31 protein-coding genes are annotated in these 19,601 nt (G+C 46.2%); 30 read left to right on the top strand and 1 reads right to left on the bottom strand.

Annotation, left to right across the window (positions count from 1 at the left end; all coding sequences use genetic code 11):
• Positions 1-249 precede the first annotated feature (249 nt).
• From ABWV76_RS15230 to ABWV76_RS15215, 4 genes are all read left to right on the top strand, one after another.
• On the top strand, positions 250-618 hold the full coding sequence (locus ABWV76_RS15230) for a hypothetical protein (RefSeq protein WP_353376479.1): 369 nt from the start codon (positions 250-252) through the stop codon (positions 616-618).
• A gap of 233 nt (positions 619-851) precedes the next feature.
• Positions 852-1,190, top strand: coding sequence for a hypothetical protein (locus ABWV76_RS15225; protein WP_020411296.1), 339 nt, complete (start codon positions 852-854; stop codon positions 1,188-1,190).
• Between the two features lie 73 nt (positions 1,191-1,263).
• The gene (locus ABWV76_RS15220; RefSeq protein ID WP_353376478.1) at positions 1,264-1,653 is read left to right on the top strand and encodes a hypothetical protein; all 390 of its coding nucleotides are present in this window, start codon (positions 1,264-1,266) and stop codon (positions 1,651-1,653) included.
• 541 nt (positions 1,654-2,194) lie between these two features.
• Positions 2,195-2,599, top strand: coding sequence for a hypothetical protein (locus ABWV76_RS15215; protein ID WP_020411294.1), 405 nt, complete (start codon positions 2,195-2,197; stop codon positions 2,597-2,599).
• A 770-nt stretch (positions 2,600-3,369) separates the two neighbouring features.
• Here ABWV76_RS15215 and ABWV76_RS15210 read toward each other — a convergent pair.
• A complete protein-coding gene (locus tag ABWV76_RS15210) occupies positions 3,370-3,552 on the bottom strand; it encodes a hypothetical protein (RefSeq protein ID WP_353376477.1) in 183 nt (60 codons plus the stop codon).
• A 348-nt stretch (positions 3,553-3,900) separates the two neighbouring features.
• Here ABWV76_RS15210 and ABWV76_RS15205 point away from each other — a divergent pair, with 348 nt between their 5' ends.
• From ABWV76_RS15205 to ABWV76_RS15080, 26 genes are all read left to right on the top strand, one after another.
• Positions 3,901-4,335 carry a hypothetical protein gene (locus ABWV76_RS15205; protein ID WP_353376476.1) on the top strand — a complete coding sequence of 145 codons (435 nt, stop codon included), beginning with the start codon at positions 3,901-3,903 and terminating at the stop codon, positions 4,333-4,335.
• 128 nt (positions 4,336-4,463) lie between these two features.
• Positions 4,464-4,871 carry a phage tail terminator protein gene (gene gpU, locus ABWV76_RS15200; protein ID WP_353376475.1) on the top strand — a complete coding sequence of 136 codons (408 nt, stop codon included), beginning with the start codon at positions 4,464-4,466 and terminating at the stop codon, positions 4,869-4,871.
• A gap of 26 nt (positions 4,872-4,897) precedes the next feature.
• Positions 4,898-5,317: a phage tail tube protein gene (locus ABWV76_RS15195; protein ID WP_353376474.1), complete on the top strand. Its 420-nt coding sequence runs from the start codon at positions 4,898-4,900 to the stop codon at positions 5,315-5,317.
• Complete coding sequence (locus tag ABWV76_RS15190; protein ID WP_353376473.1) at positions 5,314-5,739, top strand: phage minor tail protein domain-containing protein; 426 nt, start codon at positions 5,314-5,316, stop codon at positions 5,737-5,739. Before ABWV76_RS15195 ends, ABWV76_RS15190 begins: the two co-directional genes overlap by 4 nt.
• Positions 5,739-6,005 carry a phage tail assembly protein T gene (locus ABWV76_RS15185; protein ID WP_353376472.1) on the top strand — a complete coding sequence of 89 codons (267 nt, stop codon included), beginning with the start codon at positions 5,739-5,741 and terminating at the stop codon, positions 6,003-6,005. Before ABWV76_RS15190 ends, ABWV76_RS15185 begins: the two co-directional genes overlap by 1 nt.
• A gap of 3 nt (positions 6,006-6,008) precedes the next feature.
• Positions 6,009-7,436 (top strand): phage tail length tape measure family protein, encoded by a 1,428-nt coding sequence (locus tag ABWV76_RS15180; RefSeq protein ID WP_353376471.1) that lies wholly within the window; start codon positions 6,009-6,011, stop codon positions 7,434-7,436.
• Positions 7,381-8,010 (top strand): hypothetical protein, encoded by a 630-nt coding sequence (locus ABWV76_RS15175; RefSeq protein ID WP_353376470.1) that lies wholly within the window; start codon positions 7,381-7,383, stop codon positions 8,008-8,010. The genes ABWV76_RS15180 and ABWV76_RS15175 overlap by 56 nt, the downstream gene beginning before the upstream one ends.
• Complete coding sequence (locus ABWV76_RS15170) at positions 7,946-9,061, top strand: hypothetical protein (RefSeq protein ID WP_353376469.1); 1,116 nt, start codon at positions 7,946-7,948, stop codon at positions 9,059-9,061. The genes ABWV76_RS15175 and ABWV76_RS15170 overlap by 65 nt, the downstream gene beginning before the upstream one ends.
• Positions 9,062-9,100: 39 nt before the next feature.
• Positions 9,101-9,481 carry a hypothetical protein gene (locus ABWV76_RS15165; RefSeq protein WP_353376468.1) on the top strand — a complete coding sequence of 127 codons (381 nt, stop codon included), beginning with the start codon at positions 9,101-9,103 and terminating at the stop codon, positions 9,479-9,481.
• 297 nt (positions 9,482-9,778) lie between these two features.
• Positions 9,779-9,988 carry a hypothetical protein gene (locus ABWV76_RS15160; protein ID WP_353376467.1) on the top strand — a complete coding sequence of 70 codons (210 nt, stop codon included), beginning with the start codon at positions 9,779-9,781 and terminating at the stop codon, positions 9,986-9,988.
• A 122-nt stretch (positions 9,989-10,110) separates the two neighbouring features.
• Complete coding sequence (locus ABWV76_RS15155; RefSeq protein WP_353376466.1) at positions 10,111-10,422, top strand: DUF2695 domain-containing protein; 312 nt, start codon at positions 10,111-10,113, stop codon at positions 10,420-10,422.
• 108 nt (positions 10,423-10,530) lie between these two features.
• Positions 10,531-10,893 carry a hypothetical protein gene (locus tag ABWV76_RS15150; protein ID WP_353376465.1) on the top strand — a complete coding sequence of 121 codons (363 nt, stop codon included), beginning with the start codon at positions 10,531-10,533 and terminating at the stop codon, positions 10,891-10,893.
• Between the two features lie 243 nt (positions 10,894-11,136).
• Entirely contained in the window at positions 11,137-11,436 is a 300-nt protein-coding gene (locus ABWV76_RS15145) for a hypothetical protein (protein WP_353376464.1), read from the top strand.
• 164 nt (positions 11,437-11,600) lie between these two features.
• Complete coding sequence (locus tag ABWV76_RS15140; RefSeq protein WP_020411276.1) at positions 11,601-11,873, top strand: DUF7710 domain-containing protein; 273 nt, start codon at positions 11,601-11,603, stop codon at positions 11,871-11,873.
• Positions 11,874-11,966: 93 nt separating this feature from the next.
• On the top strand, positions 11,967-12,389 hold the full coding sequence (locus tag ABWV76_RS15135; RefSeq protein ID WP_353376463.1) for a Rap1a/Tai family immunity protein: 423 nt from the start codon (positions 11,967-11,969) through the stop codon (positions 12,387-12,389).
• A gap of 419 nt (positions 12,390-12,808) precedes the next feature.
• The gene (locus tag ABWV76_RS15130) at positions 12,809-13,108 is read left to right on the top strand and encodes a hypothetical protein (protein ID WP_020411273.1); all 300 of its coding nucleotides are present in this window, start codon (positions 12,809-12,811) and stop codon (positions 13,106-13,108) included.
• 80 nt (positions 13,109-13,188) lie between these two features.
• Positions 13,189-13,665 carry a hypothetical protein gene (locus ABWV76_RS15125; RefSeq protein WP_020411272.1) on the top strand — a complete coding sequence of 159 codons (477 nt, stop codon included), beginning with the start codon at positions 13,189-13,191 and terminating at the stop codon, positions 13,663-13,665.
• A 112-nt stretch (positions 13,666-13,777) separates the two neighbouring features.
• Positions 13,778-14,350, top strand: a complete 573-nt coding sequence (locus ABWV76_RS15120; protein WP_353376462.1) for a hypothetical protein — start codon at positions 13,778-13,780, stop codon at positions 14,348-14,350.
• Positions 14,351-14,381: 31 nt separating this feature from the next.
• On the top strand, positions 14,382-15,170 hold the full coding sequence (locus ABWV76_RS15115) for an ATP-grasp domain-containing protein (RefSeq protein ID WP_353376461.1): 789 nt from the start codon (positions 14,382-14,384) through the stop codon (positions 15,168-15,170).
• 104 nt (positions 15,171-15,274) lie between these two features.
• Positions 15,275-15,718: a hypothetical protein gene (locus ABWV76_RS15110; protein WP_353376460.1), complete on the top strand. Its 444-nt coding sequence runs from the start codon at positions 15,275-15,277 to the stop codon at positions 15,716-15,718.
• 517 nt (positions 15,719-16,235) lie between these two features.
• Complete coding sequence (locus ABWV76_RS15105; protein ID WP_353376459.1) at positions 16,236-16,856, top strand: hypothetical protein; 621 nt, start codon at positions 16,236-16,238, stop codon at positions 16,854-16,856.
• 61 nt (positions 16,857-16,917) lie between these two features.
• Positions 16,918-17,235 carry a hypothetical protein gene (locus ABWV76_RS15100; RefSeq protein WP_353376458.1) on the top strand — a complete coding sequence of 106 codons (318 nt, stop codon included), beginning with the start codon at positions 16,918-16,920 and terminating at the stop codon, positions 17,233-17,235.
• Between the two features lie 83 nt (positions 17,236-17,318).
• On the top strand, positions 17,319-17,624 hold the full coding sequence (locus ABWV76_RS15095) for a hypothetical protein (RefSeq protein ID WP_353376457.1): 306 nt from the start codon (positions 17,319-17,321) through the stop codon (positions 17,622-17,624).
• A gap of 142 nt (positions 17,625-17,766) precedes the next feature.
• Entirely contained in the window at positions 17,767-18,165 is a 399-nt protein-coding gene (locus ABWV76_RS15090; protein WP_353376455.1) for a hypothetical protein, read from the top strand.
• Positions 18,166-18,270: 105 nt separating this feature from the next.
• Positions 18,271-18,555 carry a hypothetical protein gene (locus ABWV76_RS15085; RefSeq protein WP_353376454.1) on the top strand — a complete coding sequence of 95 codons (285 nt, stop codon included), beginning with the start codon at positions 18,271-18,273 and terminating at the stop codon, positions 18,553-18,555.
• Positions 18,556-19,019: 464 nt separating this feature from the next.
• The gene (locus ABWV76_RS15080; RefSeq protein WP_353376453.1) at positions 19,020-19,574 is read left to right on the top strand and encodes a DUF4113 domain-containing protein; all 555 of its coding nucleotides are present in this window, start codon (positions 19,020-19,022) and stop codon (positions 19,572-19,574) included.
• Positions 19,575-19,601 lie beyond the last annotated feature (27 nt).

The raw sequence follows: 19,601 nt of genomic DNA, 5'->3' as shown, positions 1-19,601 counted from the left end.
CACGCTTAGTCCGCCGTATTTCACGGTGTTAGGCATCAAGGATATTTAAAATGCGGGTACTCTTCATATTCTTTCTCATTTCTATATCAGCTTCTGAATCTTGAGGAGGAGCTTGATAAGTGCGACAAATTCTATTTACGGTGAACTCTACTCGATTACCCCCTGTCGCAGAGCCAGCCAGAAATGGAACTACTAGCTTAGCGGTGAAGTTCACCGAAGCACCTGGCACAGTGAAGGCCTAGGTGATTTATGGACCTGGACCAAAGAGCCGCAGAGCGGGCGTTTCGTAAATGGGGTAAGCCCGCTACCTATGACGATGGTAGCGGCGCTGAGCCTATAGAGTGCCGCTTGATACCCGATAAGAGTATTGATGACTTTGCTGATGATCGGGTGCGAACGCCGCGTGATGAGTTCAGCCTGCTGATTAGTGAGGTTGGGTCTCACAGCCCGGATGCCTTAATCAGCTTTAACAGTGTGGAACACAAGGTGCGTAGCTGCTGGAAGATGATGGCATCGTGCGGAGGGTGCAGATGGACGGTTGAAAAATACACACTTGTGCATTTGGTGACAAAGATCAGCAGCAGCTTCTTCTATTTCTGGGTGAAAATGGGTAACTAATTGAAATATATAGGGTTCCCAAAGTGATATAAAGCAGCGAAAATACAGAGATATAAAGACGCTGCTTTATATCTATTTTTGTAAACTTGTGCCAATTTAAGCTAACCTATTGATTTAATAGGCTTTATTTCGTTTTTCAGGAAGGTGGGGCCAAGAATTATATAGCAGGGTGATATAAAGAAGCTTCTTTTGAATTAACTGTTATGCAGTAAAATCAGTAATCGAGGAAAAAAATGATTCAAGCATTATTGGCCAGCGGTATTGTTTTCGGCCTATTGAAGTTATTTGAGCGGGGTAAAGATCGTGGCTTAGATGGGTTTACCTCTATTGCCTTTGTTCTTGTTCCTGAATTGCTGATTTTTCTGGCAACAATTGGTACGGGCATAGCTGGAATTAATCAGCAATTTCTGGTCGCCCTGGTAGCGCTGTACTTTATCGTGCCAACACTCATGTTGCGGCTTCAGTTCGAGCTTTCATGGAAGCAGTCGGCACTTTATGGCTTACTGGTTTTGCTTGTAGTAGTAGCGGTAGATACCCTGTTCTATCTCCTGCTCAGTGCTGCCACTGCATAACAATCACAGGTAGTTTGCTACGGCCCTTCGGGCCTCCGCGGGACGTCCTACTTTGTGCGTTAGGTGAATAACTATGAATCAAGTTCTTATCAGTCTTGTATTTCTATTTGCTTCTAGTTTGGCGTTCGCCTGTACTGCCCCTAAAATGGGGCCTGAGTTTGATAAGCTCATCAAGGTAGAAAAAGTTGCATCGAATACGTTTCAGACGACTATTTCTATGAGTGCTGAGGGTTTAAATTACGGAGCTGAAGCAACTGTAGAGTACTATCCGGCTAATTCTGAGCACAGATTCGGTGAATATTCAAAAAGAGTTCATTTAAAAGAAAAAGGTACTGAGTATGTTTCTACTTTCGAGCTAAAAAAGATTGAAGGGCATATTCCATTCTTGCAAGTATTTTGGTATCCGGAAGGATGTTGTCTATGTGGTGCTTTCGGTAAATCAAATGACCTTACACTTGAGTGAACCACCTAACAAGTACATGTTGTCGGACTGGTTTTCCGCTGCGCTCCAAACCAGCCACAAATGCGAGCGTTATACGTAGAGTATGATTACAAACGTACTATTGACAATTTTAAGCAGCGCATTTCTGGTGTATCTCATCTCCAACTTTGTGATTTTGTTTCGTTTACTGAATGAAGAATGTAGTAATAGTTGGTTCATCCGAGCAGCTGGATTGTTTCTATTTTCAGGTAATTTTTTAACAGAGAAAGGAAAACCATTCCTTCGCTACTATTGGTTTTCTTTGCTTGGCGCGTTCATTTCGGTATCCCTAATAGTCGTAGTTGTCTACTTTGGAATTCCGGAGTTTAGAGAAGAGGTTGATACGATTTTTAGTCTGAGTATCAGGCCCAACGTATAACAATGCCGGGCAAGATGCTTCGGGCCTTCGGCCCTCCGCGGGGCAGCTTACCTTGTGCACGTGGTGCGCGGGTCGCTATGCTCCCATTTTCGTGCAACACGTGCACAAGGTAAGCTGCCCCTGCCGGCGGCGTTAAGGTTCACAATGATTCGAGCAAGTACTATCGTCATAATTCTTCTGCTTTCAGGGTGTGCGAGCACAAATGAGTTTGATGGCCACAATAATCATCACATCAGAATCGATGATGGGTTGTTCTATGTTAGGGAAGTCGCAGCTGGCAGAGTCTTTGAAAACTCTAAAAAGGTAAAGCTAGACTGGGAGTCCAAAGCAGCGGGGCTCTGTGGCGGCAAGTTTGAGAAAATGATTTATCAGGATGGCGAGCATCATTACATGGTCACGGATGCGGAAACATTCTTTCTGCCATTTGTAACAATGGCTGGTGCCCCAAGAATTGAGGGCGTAGTAAGGTGCGAGAGTTCGCCGTATACAACAGCTCAAGCAACGGAGGTCCTTGTTCGTGAAATGTACCTACTCCCAGAAAGACCCTAACAAATCAATCAATGTCACCCCGTTGGGGCTGGATCTCCGCACTGCGTGCTCCGGCCCATTATTGAGGCGTTATATGAGAGTGAGGGCCAAATGAGCATGGAATTTCTAGACAGTTTAATTTCGTATCTATATTACCCTTCTTTGGTAGCGCTGCTGTTATCCGCATTTCTAGCTCCTATTAGATTGGAGGGGCTATCAGCAGTATCTAAACTGGCGCGCTTCTTCGTCGGTATTTATTTGGGTATCACAGTTGCTGCCTGTTCTGCATTGTTCTCATTTTCATATGATGGCTGCTTCGAGAATTGTTCTGATAAAGTGGATGGTGAAATTGGTATCATATGGGCTAGCATAATCAATTATATGGGTTCAGTATTAATATTTAGTTTCCTCTCAAAAAGCTCACATAGCAAGCAAAGGCAAAGCGATGTATAAATGCGCGCTTGCTTTGTGCGATAAGTATCATGAGGGCAAATACTTGAATTCTAAAGTTCTCTTTGCTTGGGTTTGTAGCCTATCTACTGTAATTGTTCTTGGGTTTGCTCCAAGTTATTTTATGGCTTACGAGACGTTATCGTCTTTGCACCATATTCATGGACTGGTTGCATTTCTTTGGATTTCACTGCTATGTATTCAGTCATATTTGATAAATAGAGGAAGTTCCCTGATTCACAAGTATTTGGGTTGGTCCTCCCTTGGTGTAGCAGTCATTTTTATTATCACTTCGTCAAGGCTATATTTAAGTACTATAGAATTAGCTGTTCAGAAAGGGATTATTTTTCAATATGTGTATTGGGTTGATCTATTCCTAATACCTCTATTCGTATTTTTCTTGGTTTCCGGCTTTGTGTATCGAAAATCCCCAAAAAAGCACATGCTTTGTATGCTGCTAAGTTTAGTAGCAATATTTCCGCCAGGCCTGGGTCGGTTAATCTATGGGTTATTTCTTTATCCATTCAACGCTCCGATTAGGTATTTCTACGAGCCAATGATGCTTGTTACCTTAGGTATATTAATCTTCTTCGGCGTCCGAGAGCGCTGGAAGTATAGCCAGATTAAGGTGGCATTGACGGTAGTATTGGTCTCGTTTGTATCTTCATATTGGATAGTAACTTTCGGGGCTTTTGAGGTCGGGGCACGGTGGCTCGTCGGCATTTAACACGTGACTATAAATTGTGTTTTATGTGCTCCTCTTAAAATGTTATAAAGAAGCTTCCTTATGTGTGCTCGACTCGCAACAAGTTGCTCGCCTTTGCGGCGGGCGTTGTGTGTTCAAGTTTTAAAAGTGGTAACTTTCTGTAGATATGAAAAAATTTTTCCTTATTATAATTTCACTCTCCGTTGTGGGTTGTAATTCTGTCCTTGTAACGTATAAGCCACTTCAAAATAGTAATTTGACTAAATTGAAATTGCCAAAAGATGACAATACTTTATACAAGCTAGGTGAGCTAAACGAGAAAGGTTGTGCTGTCAACTTTAGAACTGTAAGGGCTGAAAGCTATTTGGATAGCGAAAATGTATATGTTCAAGCTAACAAAAGTATTGTGCTTCATGTGAATAAATCAGGTAGAACAATCTGTAGAGGCACTGAGGCTATGAGCCTAGAGAGTAATAAACACTATGAAGCGGATATATTTCCAGTTCGTCATTTTTGCCTCGTCTCCATCTACGATATTACTGATGGTAAGAAAGGCGAAAAGGTAGAGAATGCGAGTCTTAACGGTTGTGTGAAAGAGTAAATTTTAATTTTCTTTACATAGCTATTTGAATCGTCGATATCAAAAAGATAGCTAGTTAAAACCACAGTAGTTTTTTCAAACCCGCACCAGCGGGTTTTTTTATGCCCGAAATTCCTGGAGCCATCCCAATGACCCAACGCATCACCATCCGCGATGCGGTACTAAGTAAGCTAAAAACTCTATCCTGCTACAACTTCCCCCCGGCCGGTACCACAGAGAGTATCTGCCCGGAAAAGTTACCGGCGATTATTGTGGGCTTTGCGAATGAACCGATCGACCACCAAATGGACGGCGGCACCAGTCGGCAATTAGATCTCACTATTGCCGCTGTGGTGAAGAGCAGCGGAGACATTTATGTCGCACTGGATCAGGCAGCTGTAGATATTGAGAGCACATTGCAGGATTCCACTTTGGGCAGCACCTGTGACTTATTCCTACTCAGCCAAACCCAGTTTGCGCTCGATCAAGATCACCCGCTGGGCGAGGTGCGGCTTACCTACAGCGTCCAGTATTCCACCGAACCCACAGACCTTTAATTGAGCAACCCACAGAAGGCACAACGATGGCACAAGGTTATAAAACAAAATTTTCCCGCAGCGATGATGGCAACTCCTATACGCCAGTGGCGGGCATGTTGGATATCGACCCCGGCGAGGAGTCGCGCGGTTCTGTTGAGATGACCCCGATTGATGGTACCAGCGGGTATATGGATTACGACCCTTTTGGCTTACGTGATGCCGGTGAGGTCTCCATTACCTTGATCTGGAAAGAGAGTGATAGTGGCCAGCAGGCCCTGCGTGCTGATTACGACTCCGATACCAATAAACATTACAAAATCGAGTATCCCGAAGGTACAACGGTGGAATTAATCGCCCACATTACCGGCTGGGGTAAGGCGGTGCCCAAGGATGACAAGATTACCCGCACCGTGAAGTTCAAAATTTCCGGCAAGCCTTCGGTAACGGCAGGTGGTCAATCATGAATTCTATTCCTGCGCCTATTTTAGAATCCGAAACTGTTTTATTTGGCCAGCAGAAAGTAGAGCTGTTTGAGCTGAGCGCTTACCACCGCTGTGAATACATGCAAAAGACCACCGAAGATATTCCACTGCCACAGAATGAAGAGCTGCCGGAAACTGAACTGGAAAACTTCGGTCAGCTTTGGGCTTTCCAGCTGGGAGAGGTGAGCAAGAAATTGCTACTGGTTGCCTATGCGATTTGGATGAAGCCGGATTGTCAGGAATCACTGGAAGATATTCATCAGGGATTGATCCGCAGCGTTACCCCTAAGCTAATTGATGTGCTTTATGTACCTGCGACCAAGTTATCTGGTCTCTATGTAGAAGCATCCACTGAAAGAGAGAGCGGCGAACCAGAGAGCGAGGACAACGAAAAAAAAGGCTAGTGCCGGGTTTCTATTTCGCCCGACAGCTAGCGCGGGATTTTAACCGTCCCGACTATTTCAATATGTTGCGCTCCATGAGTTCTACCGAGTTGGATCACTGGTATGAATATCATTCTGAGCGTCCCTTAAACACCGAAGTCTGGCAGTGGCAACTCGCCCATATTGCCGCAGGCACACTGGGGGGCAAAGTCTCTAACTTCCTACCTCAGCCGCACAAGCCAAAAACCGTGCAGCAACAAATCGCAATCTGGAACTCCATGAGCTGAGCAATGGCAAAACAAACTTCCATGGCCACCATGGTGGCAAACCTGGAGCTGCGCTCCACTCAATATAAGCGGGAGATGGCCCAGGCCGCCGCACGCAATAAGCAGCTCACCTGCGAGATAAAGTCCACCAGTGCCGCTGGTGATATGTTTGGTCGCTCGATGCGCGGTGCTGCTCAGGGCGTCGCCGCGATTGATGGCCCCTTAAGTGGGGTTTCCGGTCGAGTCGGTGCGCTCAATGGTCTGCTGACCACTGGTGCGGCCAGCTGGGCACTGCTTGGTGCCGGGGTGGCTGGTGTTACCGCTGTTTTTTACAAGAGCATCCGGGCTGCTGAAGCGATGGAGCGGCAACAGCTCAAGATTGAGGCGCTGTTAAGGGCCACAGGTAATGCCAGTGGACGCACTGCCCAGGAGTTGGATGAGCAGGCGCGCTCGGTGGCTCGTAATACCCTGGCGAGCGTTTCCGGTATCCGCGATGCGCAGGGTGTGCTGCTTACCTTTAAGTCAGTGCAAACCGACGTGTTTGACCAAGCCATTGTGCTATCGCAAGACCTGGCAGCAGTAATGGGTGGCGATGCCAAAAGTGCAGCGTTACAACTTGGTAAGGCGCTGGAAGACCCAGCTAGCGGCCTGACAGCACTGAAGCGTTCTGGTGTCTCGTTTACCGAGACAGAAAAAGAACAGATCAGGACCATGCAGGCGAGTGGCCAAGTTGCCGAAACGCAGCGCTTCATCCTGGCCAAGCTGGCACAACAGGTAGGTGGGGCTGCCTCCGGTGAGGCGGGCGGGCTTGCCGGCCAGGTCGATACTCTAAGCCAGAACTGGCAGGAGTTTCTGGAGGCAATGGGCAGGACCGAGGAGGCCTCCAAGAGTGTGGGTTTTGTCGCCGACACTGTGAGCAGGTGGCGCACCGTGTTGATGCCAACGGAAGCCGAGAAGAGCGCAGATAAATATTTCGAGCTGCAAGATAAGTATGTCGCGCATCAGAAGCTATTGGAGAAAGCGACCGCTCAAGGCGTAACGGCCCAGATTGAACAGCAGAGTTACTGGGTAGAAAAATACCGTGTGCAGCTGCAGGAAATGAAAGATGCCGATCTAAAAGCGGCAATGGCGCGGCGGGAGAATCAGAAAAAAGCGGCAGAAGCAGCAGCGACGGCCAGGGAGCAGGCAGAAATTGACCGCGCTGCAGCTGAATTGAAGCGTCAACAAGATGCGGGCTCTCTGCAGTTGAGTCAGCTGGATCAATTTCTCGCCGACCAGAGTGGCAAGATTCAACTCGACCATGAGCAGCGGCTGCAACAAATAGCCGCGTTACAAATTTCTGAACAAGAACTTAGAAAGCGAGGTTTCGAATCTACCGAGGCATTGAGGGCTGAATATGCTGAGCGCGAGAAAGCACGCTATCAAATGGCCCTGGCTGAAGAGCAGGGGTGAGGGCGGCGGTAACCAAGCTGGCGCCGATGGCCTTACAGATGCAGAACGTCAGCGCATGGTGGCCCGTCTGGAAACCCTGCAGCTTTCCTGGCTTACCGAGATGGAACAATTACAGGTTCAGCAGGATGAAGAAATGGCCCTGCTCGATCAGGCCTATGCCAGCAAAATATTCGCTCATGATGAATATGAACGCAAACTCACCCTTTTAGAAAACAAACATCGAAAGCAGCGCGAAAAGCTTGAGCAGGCTTCCAACAAAAGCGAGCTGAAAATGTTTACTGCCGGTGCCGGGCAGATCTTGTCTGCAGCCGCTGCCTACAACCAAAAAGCGGCAAAAGCTGAAATGGCTATGGCTGTTTTCTCTACTGGGGTTTCGCTAGTAAAGAATATTGCCAAGGCTTCTGAGATCGGTTTTCCACAAAATATTCCAATGATCGCCGGCGCTATCACTCAAGGGGTGCAGATTGCCGGCATGTTGTCATCGCTGAAAGCACCCGGTGGGGTTTCCGGTGATGCGGATCGCACCATGTATGCAGGTTTGGCTGGTTATGATGGTGCTGGCAAGCATTTGTAATGCTAGCGGTGCCGAGACATTTAGCAGTCAGCATTACATCCTTGCGTCCAACTTAAACATAGTGGGGCAGAGTTGGCAGACGCAGGTGGCCTATGTTAAAGGCAACGCTAGTGGCAATGCTGAATACAGTGGCGCTAGAGGAGCGAACCATATTGGCAACCCAGCCACGATGCAGGCGAATGTCCGTTTTATTACCCCAATTTTTTATTGCAATTATCCGGCTAAAACGGGTGATACCTTAATCGATTATATAAAAATCGATGTGGTGGAAGTGGAGGACCAGCGCAATCTGCCGATGATTCAATCTGGTATTGCCAGCCTGCCTACCAGTTCCGCGCTGTCCGGCTCAGATGATGGCAGTACCGCAAAAATCACGATTGCCGCGCATTCGGTGCAGTTTGGTTTCGGCATTGTTAATTACAACAGTGGCAGCATTACTGGGTTGTCCTTCAACACTACGTACTACGTGTACTGCGATGATCCAGGCACTCAGGGCGGTGCGGTGACCTATTACGCAACTACCAACATTTACCAGCTGGCCGCCAGCACCTGGCGCCGAGGTATAGGCACCATTACAGCCCCGAGCAATGGAGGTGGAACCACAGTCCCTAGAGATCCCTGGTGCGTTGCCGCAGGTAGTTGGCTGCGCGAAGGTTTACTTGCGGAAAACTTCGAAAGCGGAGACCTGATCGACTGCTGGGATACCGGCGACGAGGAAACCCATCTAAGCCTCATTACTGGCGCGGTAGATGCAGAGCCAGAAATACGCTGCGTATTGCTCACCACAACAAGCGGTGCCCAGGTAATTTGCAGCCGTGAAACCCCCGTTACCGACCGTGCAGGGCGGGTCTACGAGGCGCAGCACTGCCAGGGCGTTGAGCTGGTGGTTTTGCATGAAGAGGAGCCGCTCACCTGGGAGCATGTCGAGCGGGTCGAATGCGCTGGTCTGCGTACCGTGTACAAGGTCTCTGTAGGTGGCAAGAGCTATGCCGCCGGTATCGATCCCCAGCACCGCATCATCACCCATAACGGCGTACATAAATCTGATTAAGCAAAGGAATAGATAATACCCAGTTTTTCCCCGATTACAGTGCCAGGTCTGGAGGCCTGGCAGTTCGCCTACACCATCGACGACGGCCACAGTGCCGGCACTATTGTGCGTGCAACGGTAACCCAGACCACCGAGCCCACTAATAGCGATGCTCAGGCTGCTGCAGTACTTAAATGTACGATTGCCGTAATCGACAACCAAAACACAGTACAAACTGATGGCGCTGGCGATCTGATGTCCAGTGTTTATGTCACCACCAAGACTCTGCAGACTGATGCAGGCCAGCCAGTAAACGTCGCCGACCATGCCGCTGATTTAGTGGCGAGTTGTATTGTTGAAGTGGCAAACCGTTTAGCTGTGCATAGTTCTATTGCGGCTATGCGATACCGAGTGGGTGATACTGGCTGTGGTTTTCAGTAGTGGAGTGGACGTATCGCCGGTGCGAAAGCCCGAATTATAGAGCCATGGCTTACATCTACAGAAAGTCCCCCTAACTTATTGATTTAATTATGGGTAAAATGTGTTCAAGAGCGGGAGGTCGAACCAGACGACTTGAGCCGATGGCTCACTATCTCTGGTTGTTATTTAGGCAATAGTTTATAACCTGCTGTAAATAAAGGCTTTTCTGCGGAGCTTGGAGGCTTCCTCCCAGAAATAGGGGCCAAATGGATAGTGAGCCACTGGCTCATTAATAAACTGTTAAATGCCAGAGATAAAATGAGAGAAATTATCGATTTAAGTACGCTGCCAGAAATTGAGAGAGATATTTGCCTCAATGACTCTTGGTGCGACAAGTGCAACGAAGCAGATCTCGGCATCGTTAACCCAGAGTTGTACGTTGAAAATGGCCGCAAGTATATTAGCGGTAGTTGCAAAATTTGCGGCACAGAGTGCATTTCTGAAATCATAGAAAAACGAGTGGAGTAGCTGGCTATGTGCCACCAGCATTTAACAAGTTTAGGCAGCATCGCCCCTTCGGGGCTGGACCTCCGTTTCGGCGCTTCGCGCCTGCACTACGGCCGCAGCTAAAGGCGTTATGAGTCTTAAGTATGGATAAAGAGCAGAAAAAGAGATTAAAGGCTCAGTACAGACAGAATGAGCAAGATGAGATTTGTGTGTCTATCCCTATGGGGATTGACGAGTTAAAGGATTTACTTTCCTTTTTAAACCGTGAATCTGCTCCAGAATGCGATCACACTCTCAAAGAGACAGTTGCATTTCTAAAGTCTAAACAGATAGACCCAAAGGTGGTTGTTCCCTGGCTTGGTGAGCACGGCGGTTTCTGCGACTGCGAGGTTATTTACAACGTCTACGATGATGTTGGTGATATCGTAGGGTGGCACCTTGACGAAAACTCATAACAAGTTGCTCAAGTTCACTCCGGCCTTAAAAAGCGCGGCCTCCGTGGGACAGCCTACACTGCGTTTCGGCTGCCCCTTAGCAAAGCGTTATGCTCAAGTAGGAATGAAATGAATCGTATATTTCTCGCAATAATTTTGATTACCATTGGCGGTTGTGCGTCCCAAGAGGTGAGGGAAATAGAACTTCCTGAAATTATGAGTATTGAAGGAAAGAATTTCATTTCCGCGGCTGCATTCAAAGAACACGAATTAAGTATCACCAGGCCGGAAAGTGGCGAATTAGTAGTAAATATCCCTGAAAAAGAAGCACCATTTTACTGGACCTGTGGTGGAGTTTACTGGGATGGGCTCATTCAAGGCCAAAGCATATTGGAAGAGGCAGATTTAGTCTTGGACTTTAAAGGAGTCAAAGAGGTTTGGGTCCCTATGGAAGGTAAGCCCAAGAAACTTTATATTTTCGAGGTTCGCTAGCATAACAAGGCCGGGCAATTTGCTCCGGGCCTGCGGCCCTCCGCGGGACAGCTTGCTTTGTGCACCTTTTGCACAGGTCGCTTCGCTCCCATTTTCGCGCAAAACGCGCACAAGGTAAGCTGCCCCTGCCGGTGGCGTTATGAATTCATGAGAAATACTAAATCAATACTACTACTAGTTCTCTTGGGGCTGACCGCTTGTAGTAATAAGCCGTTCGGCGGGTTTATGCGAGGAGATGTGCCTATGGTTGTCGGTATGTTTGAAAATTACTATGGCAAGCATGTTCAAGTTGTCGGTTATATGTACAAACCGCCTAGAGGCAATGTTTTAGTATTAATCCCGTCAAAAGATCATATTAATTTACAGACACAGCCTCCAGCTAACATATTGAGTTTACTATTATTCTCCGACACAGCAATTAGAAATGGCAGCGTTCACTTAGAGATGGAAGGGTGTATTGGTAAGACTACCTATGTGTCTGGGCTAGTCGGCATTTTTTCTGGGTTACCTGCAATTGAAGAGATTCGTGAAGTGGCATGCTAAATGCATAACAAACGCAAGCAGGATGCTCCGGCCCTTCGGGTCCCCGCGGGACGCCTAACGCTATGCACATTTTGTGCGGATCGCTGTGCTCCCAGTTTCGCACAAAATGTGCATAGCATTGGTCGCCCCTGTTGCGGGCGTTATGTGTAAAAATGAGTATTCGGATGAAAGATAAGATATACGTATTTCATGGAGAGTCTGCGAGGTACACTTCGGCTGTATTTAGTGATCTCCCCAAGGCAGAGCAATGGATATCAGAAAATGAATTAACAGGAATGCTTACGCTTTATCCGCTTAATCAATCAGCATATGACTGGGCAATTGAAAACCAGTATTTTGAGCCTAAAAAAGAACATCAGTCATCATCAAAATTCATTGCCAGCTTTACATCAGCTTCTCAAGAGCATTATCACTATGAAAATGGCAAAAACTCATAACAAGTGGCGGCAATACGCAGCTTTTGGCTGTCGGACTCAGCACTATGTGCTTCGCCGTTGCGCCAGGCGTTCTGTGCAATTGAGAGTTCTGATATGAGATTTAAGAATGTATTTTTAGCTTTGGTACTTGTTTTAATGTCTCATAGCTCAATTGCTGCTGGTAACTTCGATACTTTAGTCAACGGATGTAAGGCTTACAGCTCGATTTATTTATTGAAGTCTAGGGTTCCAAATGAGGCAGATTTGATTGGTGTAGGATTTTGTTTCGGCTTTATCTCAGGCATCGTGGAAGGAGTAGATTTTTTTGATGGTAACTCTGACAATCCTCTGACTTGTCTTCCTGAGCAAGATATTTCAAATAAAGAGATGGTTAGTGTGGTTGTCGAATACATCAACAATAATCCTGAAACTGTTACTAAGTATCGTGAAAGTGGTGTCGCAGGTGTTGCTGATTTAGTCCGAAAAGCTTTTTACACTAAGTACCCATGTGCAAGTAGCACAGAACAAGGCAATTAACTCAGACCTCCGCTGCTGTGCAGCTCCGGCCGGTTATTGCGAGCGTTATGTGCTCCTAAAAAATTAGAAAGAGAAATATTTAATGAACGTGATATTTAGGGTAGTACTCATTGTCGCTTGCTTCTTTACAGCAGTAGCTTGCTATGTCTTCGGTGTTCCCGTAGGAGGCATATTCTTTGTCATTCTCGGGGTAACTTTCGAGGGCCTATTCTGGGCAGGAATATTTGGAAAAAAAAGAAAGTATCAAACCCGGAATCAAAATAGATAACGCCAGACCGATGCAAAGATCTTTAGCGTCAATGCTATAAACTGAAAATAGGTAGTTCCAATGGAAAGTCAAGCACATAACCAGGCCCAGCAAAAGGACGCGCTGAAAAGCGCCCGCCTTTGTGGGCAGCGTTAACTGCTAAGGAGAGTTGATGGACTTCGGCAAGATTGTCAAAGATACTGAAGGAATCGATCTTGATCTGTGGAGCGAGGTTATTTCTAAACATGAACTTCTTGAGCAAGCCCCGGATAGAAAGGGAGTCAATCCATTTACTCATGAAGAAGTAATATTTTCTGGTGTAGGGGTGGCATTCTACTGCGAGGGTGGTGAGAAAGCTGGCAATATCTGTTTCCAAGAAGGAGCATTGCTAACTACGGGAGTACCTATGTCCGTCTGTTCTGAGCTAGCCAAAATATTCAATGCGGTTGCATCTGAGGATGATCGCAGTTAACAAGCCGCAGCAATCGCTCCCGTTGGTCGCTGGGACAGCCAAAACGCTGCGCTTATTTGTCTGCTCCCGTGCGGGGCGTTATGCGAACTATTGCAATGAAGCTTGTAGTGATCTTAATTTCGGCTGTCTTTGCCATAGGATGTGACACTATACGAGGTGTCACCAGGGTCGCCTACTTCGAACCTGTGCCTGCCAGTGAGTGCGTCATCACTTCAGCCAAGTCCATTGAAGGCCTCACAGAAATAGAGTACGTCACAGAGAGCGGAGGAAGACCATTGACTCTCCATGGCATTGAGAAGGCGAATGTAATTCATCGCTACTGGTACACTTACAAAGGCATTGAAAACGACTTTTATTTCGTCGAATCGTACAATGGTGAGGTAGAATTCAGGCATGGGTACGGTTGTTTAAACTGTTACCCACCGCAGGAAGCAATAGACACAATTTATCCATTTATTATTGAAATGGAAAATCGGCTTCAAGAACAATGTGGCGTAAGTAGTCTTTCATCCGGTGTGCAAGAGTTTTGTAGCGGTGTTAAATGTCCGAACGCGTAACAAGTTGCGCAAGTGGGACGTATTTTTAGTTGCTTCAATTTGTGCTTAAATAACACAAATCAAAACAACTAAAAACGCCCCTTAGCAATGCGTTAACCCAGAGGAGTATTGAGTGAATTATGTGTTGATTTCAGCAATTGCTGGTTTTGTACTTGTGCTGATGCTTGGAGCCTCAAAGAATGCCAAGCCAATCTCTATGGAGAATGGGGATGTTTTTCTTACGTATGCGAATTCAATTAGAGGTGCCGGTCTCGCCCTTTCCATTATATCTATAGGTGGTTTATTTCTTACTCTTATCTTCGTTCCAATAAAGACAGAGTCAGATGCGCGAGCAGTTATTTGGCTATTCTCGGCAGCTTTTATCTTTACAGCTTATTTTTATATTGAATTTTTTACGGTAAAGATCACCCTGAAAGCCGGTGGCATTGCAGGAACATCAGGATGGCGAGGGCTCAGAGAATATAAGTGGAGCGAAATAGAAGAGATAACGTATTCACCGGTATCGATGTGGTTTACTATTAAGGCTACAGCCAAAGAACCTCTAAGAATTCACGCCTGGATTAGCGGGATAGATGAGTTTCAAAAACATTATATGGCGAATTTAGAAAAGCAGATCTGGGTTTCAGCTTATGAAAGTGCATTGAAGGATGAAAGGGTTAACAAGCAAAGGCAGTCGGACCGCTAAAGCGCCCACTGCTTTGGGCGTTAGGCAGTAAATGAGTATGAGAATAATATTTCCGGCTGATCCATTAGGCGAAAAGCAAGCTGACGGCCCCTTTAGGGATGAGTATCTTTCACTCAAGTCTAGGGGAGTCGATTGCTCCCTATTTGATTACGACTCAGTTGAATTTGATGAGTTTCGCCCAAAACCGCAATTAAATAAGGGAGAGCTTATTTTATATCGTGGATGGATGATGAAACCGTCCGTCTATGAAAAACTCACATCAATGGTGGAGCGTAAAGGTGGAAAAATGCTCACCCCGCCTCAAAGCTTTATTCGCTCACACCATTTACCCTGCTGGTATGAGAGTTGTAAAAAATTAACACCAGAAACCATTTTTTCTGATTCAGAAAAGGATTTAGAGAAATTAGCCGATGATTTAGGTTGGGGGCGTTTCTTCGTTAAGGACTTTGTAAAGTCGAACTATAACGAGCGTGGTTCGATAGCTAATTCACCATCTGAAGTGCTAGAGATTGTAAGTCTTATTAAAGAGCACAGAGGAGAGATCGAGGGAGGTATATCACTAAGAAGAGTTGAGGAGTATCTCCCAGAAACCGAGCAAAGATATTTCGTTCTAAATGGAAGGGCATATTCAGCTGATGGAAATGTGCCTGATTTGGTCTCAGAGATATCAAAAATTCATGCGGCACCATTTTACTCAGTCGATGTAATTCAAAGGTCTGATGGTGTGTTACGGTTAGTAGAACTAGGTGACGGCCAAGTTTCCGATAAAAAGACCTGGGATCCAGATGTGTTTTGCCAAATGATCGCAGAAAATGCCTAACAAGTCAGTGATGTGCGCTCCAGGCTTGCAGCCTTCCGCCGGACTCGCTACGCTCGCCGCATACTGAGGCGTTATGAATACAGAGGAAAATATAGATGTGTTTTATGAAGAAACTTTTGATAGGGATTTCTGTTCTCGCAACGGGTTGTACTAGCCTTTCCACTGACTTGAAATTGGTCACTGAAGGTTCCGAAATATCAGAGCTAAAAGTATTTCGGGAATCTGCATTTCAGAATGGAGCAATAAGCATGTATGTTGGCGAATCAGACAAATATTTCCTCAGGCTGAGGAGTGGGCAGTATGGTTCAGTCAAGATGAATTCAGGTATTCATACCATTCAAGCTAAGGCTGATGCTAGCCCGTCTTCTTCGATAGAAATAGAGCTAAAACCGAACGAGACAGCGTGTTTGAAGGGTAGCCCTAATAAAGCGGCTCTAGGTGCAGTAGTAATTCCGATTGTTGGCAACATGGTTCCATCATTCGTACTTACAGAAATAGAATGCCCTGCCGATCAGGCAGAAGAGGCCAATGGTAGTAGAAATTCATAACAAGCGACTCAAAAACCGCTCCACTTCGTTCCGCTGGACGCGCCTATCGGCGCGCCTTTTAGCCGGGCATTATGCATCTTTTGGGGAAGAATGTTGATTTTCTATTTTGTTGTTAGTTCTATAGCCTCAGTTATCTGGCTCGGTGGACTTGGTTATTTGCTGAAAATATCTTTAAATAAATCGAATACAAGAACCACGCATAGCTCAGGTTCGATATCCGTATTTTTTTCTGCTTTCGCTAAAGCTATATTCTTACCTACCAAAATTGGTAATTCAGCAGTAGAAATTAACGTTGCTAGGTTTAGCCTAGTGGTTCTTATTGTGTTTTTAGTAAGCTTTTATTTGTGTGTAAGGGAATTCATTCATATATATGCATAACAAGCCGCTCAAAGTTAAGCCGCGTTGCGGCTTGAACCTCCGTTTCGGCGCTCGTTTTTGGGTTAACGCTGCGCTACACAAAAACGTTCGTCTTCACTTCGGCCCTTTAGCAGGGCGTTATGCGTAAAGGAAGTACCGAGTGAGTAATGAAGATTGGTATAGGAACGAAGAGTGGAGTGAAGAAATTGAAAGCATGTTCTTCGAGAAGCTTAAGCGTGCTCGCCGAAAAGAACAGTATTTGCGGATCCAGGCTTGTACCATTGCCAGCACAGAGCCTGATGTTGCACTTTCACTACTAGAACAATACTTCCAGCTAAAAGATGACTTCGATCATGCTCAGGCTTACTGTGATATGGCGACTGCATATATCGCTAAAGGTCAAATCAAAAATGCAATCAACTCTTTAATTAAGGCCTTAGAGCGAGAGTCGGTATTTCCAAATCTAAAAACCGAAGCATATATTCTCTACCCAATGCTCATCGTGGAGTATAAGCTTACTGACTTGTATCAGTCTGCCAACGAAGCCCTAGATGAGCATCAGGGGCGGGTAATGTTTCCCGTCGATCATTTTCGGTGGCATGCTGCAAAGGCAATCATTTCCGCGGATAGCGGTAACAACGAGCAGGCAGCCAATCATGCCGGCCAGGCACTTGACGCTGCTCAAATCAAAAAGTCAGGTTTTCGTTTTCATCAAAGCCTTGGCTTGGTGGGCAAAGAATATAAAGGCGTGGTGAATGAGCTTCGTGCCATATACGCATAACAAGGCGCTCAAACAAGGACGCGCTAACGCGCGCCGCTTAGCTTGGCGTTAGAAGTCAATTATGAAAATACATAGAATAGCTCCAGTTTTGTTTATGTTGCCTTTTACAGAGGCTATTGCGTGTATTGATCTAGCAATAAAGAATAATACTAAAAGCAAATTGTCAGTTGGGTTTGATGCTGCTCAGCTAAAACCATTGGTGAGTGGCGGTTTCGCTAAATTTGAAAATCCAGAAAAATTGCCCGTATTCATAGATAACAAGCATCAATTTTGTCTGTATATGGCAGAACCGCTCATAGAGGTGGTTGATACAGATAAACCTGGACAATATGAAGTACTATATGGCGAAGAGGTTCTAAAACCAATTCAATGCAAGTAACAACTTCTAACAAGGCAAGGCAAAATCGCCCTGCGGGCTGGACGCACTTCGTACGCCTTTGCTTGCGGCGTTATGTGTAAACGATGAAGAAAGTATATCTCTACGGTTTTAACGGTACGTACTCAGGAGAATCGAAATACAACTGGAGTCCTCCCGAGAAAGGAGATAGTCACGACTGTCTTCTTTTTCTTCGGCAAACCGAAGATGCAGTTTATTTCGAGGCCGCCACACTCGAAATTGCTAACTTCGGCTTTGTGGGTGTCAGCGATCTAAAAGGTAACAGCCTAAAAGTCGAGGCTTTAAATTCTGATCTTCATAGAGGGTTTAGGGGTTTTTACGAAAGTGCTCTTCACGATGGTAGTTGCCTTGTATTCTACCCAAACACATAACAAGCCGCAGCAATCGCTCCCGTTAATCGCTGGGACAGCCAAAACGCTGTGCTTATTTGTCTGCCCCTACGCGGGGCGTTAGGTGACTAAAGTGCGGAGTGTAATCATAGTTCTAGCATTAATCATGACTGGATGTGTACCAATGCCCCATTACAGTAATCTGACCCCTGAAATGACAGGAGAGGTAAAGGAGAATGGAGTACCAGCAAATAATCTGCCAATTCATGTCATATCAGGGAATGATTCGGATCACTGTGAGGGTAAAAGTGCCGAAACAACTACAAATGCTCAAGGAGAATTTTACCTAGCACCGCTTCAGCAATTTAATTTCACTTCTGTGATTATGGCTCATAGTTTCTTTCCATGGTCTGTTTGTGCAAAAAAGGATGATACATGGTTTCTTTTAGCAAAAGGGGAGTCATACGCACTTGTTGATAGTGGCCCTATGCAAAAATATCAAATAACTTGTAACAAAATACAGCCAGCAACTGAGTGTAAAGTCAATGAAGTTCTTCTCCAGAAAGCGTCATCTAACAAGTGACTATGGTTGCTCCATTTCCGTTGCTTTTAATTTGTACTTAAATGGCAAAAATCAAAAGCAACTACAATTCGCCGGTTGGCACGACGTTATGTGTAAGAGGATTTTATGGCACTTTTCGTATTGGGCCTTCTATCGGTGATAGTATTTTCCCCGTTAGTATTGCCTTGGGGTAAAAAACTACTGATCTATTCTGCTGCCGTATGGTTTTTATTGTGGCTTATGTTTTTCTTGCAGGCGGAGCGCGAAAGTAATCCGGCTTATGATTCAGGTATAGTAGGTGATAGTGCTGCGTTAGGTATTTCAATCTTGGTCTTTGCTATCGTAGTATTCGTACGTAGCTTAACTCATGTTGTCATGTATAAAGTTAAGGCTAATCGTAATCACACATAATAAGTGCGGGCACGATCGCAAATACTGCGTATTTGCTGGACCTCCGCCGCTTTGCAGCTCCGGCTCGTGCCGCGAATGTTATCGCCGAGTCTTCCATAGCTGCTCTCTACAACCCTATGGATATGCCGTCGAAACTCCAGTGGAAGTTGAGCATAAAGTCTGGCAATAAAGGGAGGAAATGGAATCTGCACGAAGTGGTACTTTGTTAGCCAACAGAGCAGCAATGAAAATCCCCAAGTGTGATGGGGTTTGCGCTCTGGATACACCAGAAAAGTGGTAATGGATTCAGCGCCGTACCGCCGTTAATGACGTCTGGGGCATAGGGTGGCGACTATCCAAGCGCTTGGCGGATTTTGGCATACAGACAGCCTATGACCTGGCGCAGGCCAATCCGAAAATATTGCGCCGCCATATCAATGTGAACATTGAGCGAACGATTGAGGAGTTGAACGGGGTTCCCTGCCTTGGCTTGGAGGAAGAGCCCCCCGGCGAAGAAACAGATCTATTGCACCCGCTCCTTTGGTGAAAAGCTCACCGACTTACAGCCGATACTGCAGGCTGCTACCTTGTACGCAAGCAGGGCGGCGGAGAAGCTACGGGCTCAGAAATCGCTCGTAAAGTCGATTCATGTGTTTCTGCATACCTCGCCCCATGAGCCCAACTACTACAGCCGCAGCACAGTTGTGCGGACACTATACCCTACCGACGATACGCGAATAATCGTGCGGCTGGTGAGAAAGGCTGTTGCTGGCCTGTACCGGTCAGGGTGCCGCTTTATGAATGCAGGAGTGGGGCTTGTTGAGATTATCCCGCACGCGCTAGGGCAAGGTGATCTATTCACACCAGGCCAATCGGCAAGGGCTAGGGAGACTATGCAAGCCATTGATAGCATCAACCGCAAGTTTGGACGGGGGACTCTATTCCTGGGGGCTGAAGGCATTCAGAAGAAATGGAAGATGCGGCAGGCCTTTACATCGCCTGCCTATACCACTCGGTGGGGGATTTCCCTAGGGTGGTGACTTGAAGCGACTGTGGAAGTTTAACTT

Origin of the sequence: Microbulbifer sp. NBRC 101763, from assembly GCF_040371615.1 — a bacterium.
Lineage (GTDB): Bacteria > Pseudomonadota > Gammaproteobacteria > Pseudomonadales > Cellvibrionaceae > Microbulbifer > Microbulbifer variabilis.
This window is presented reverse-complemented; position numbering and strand designations above follow the sequence as displayed.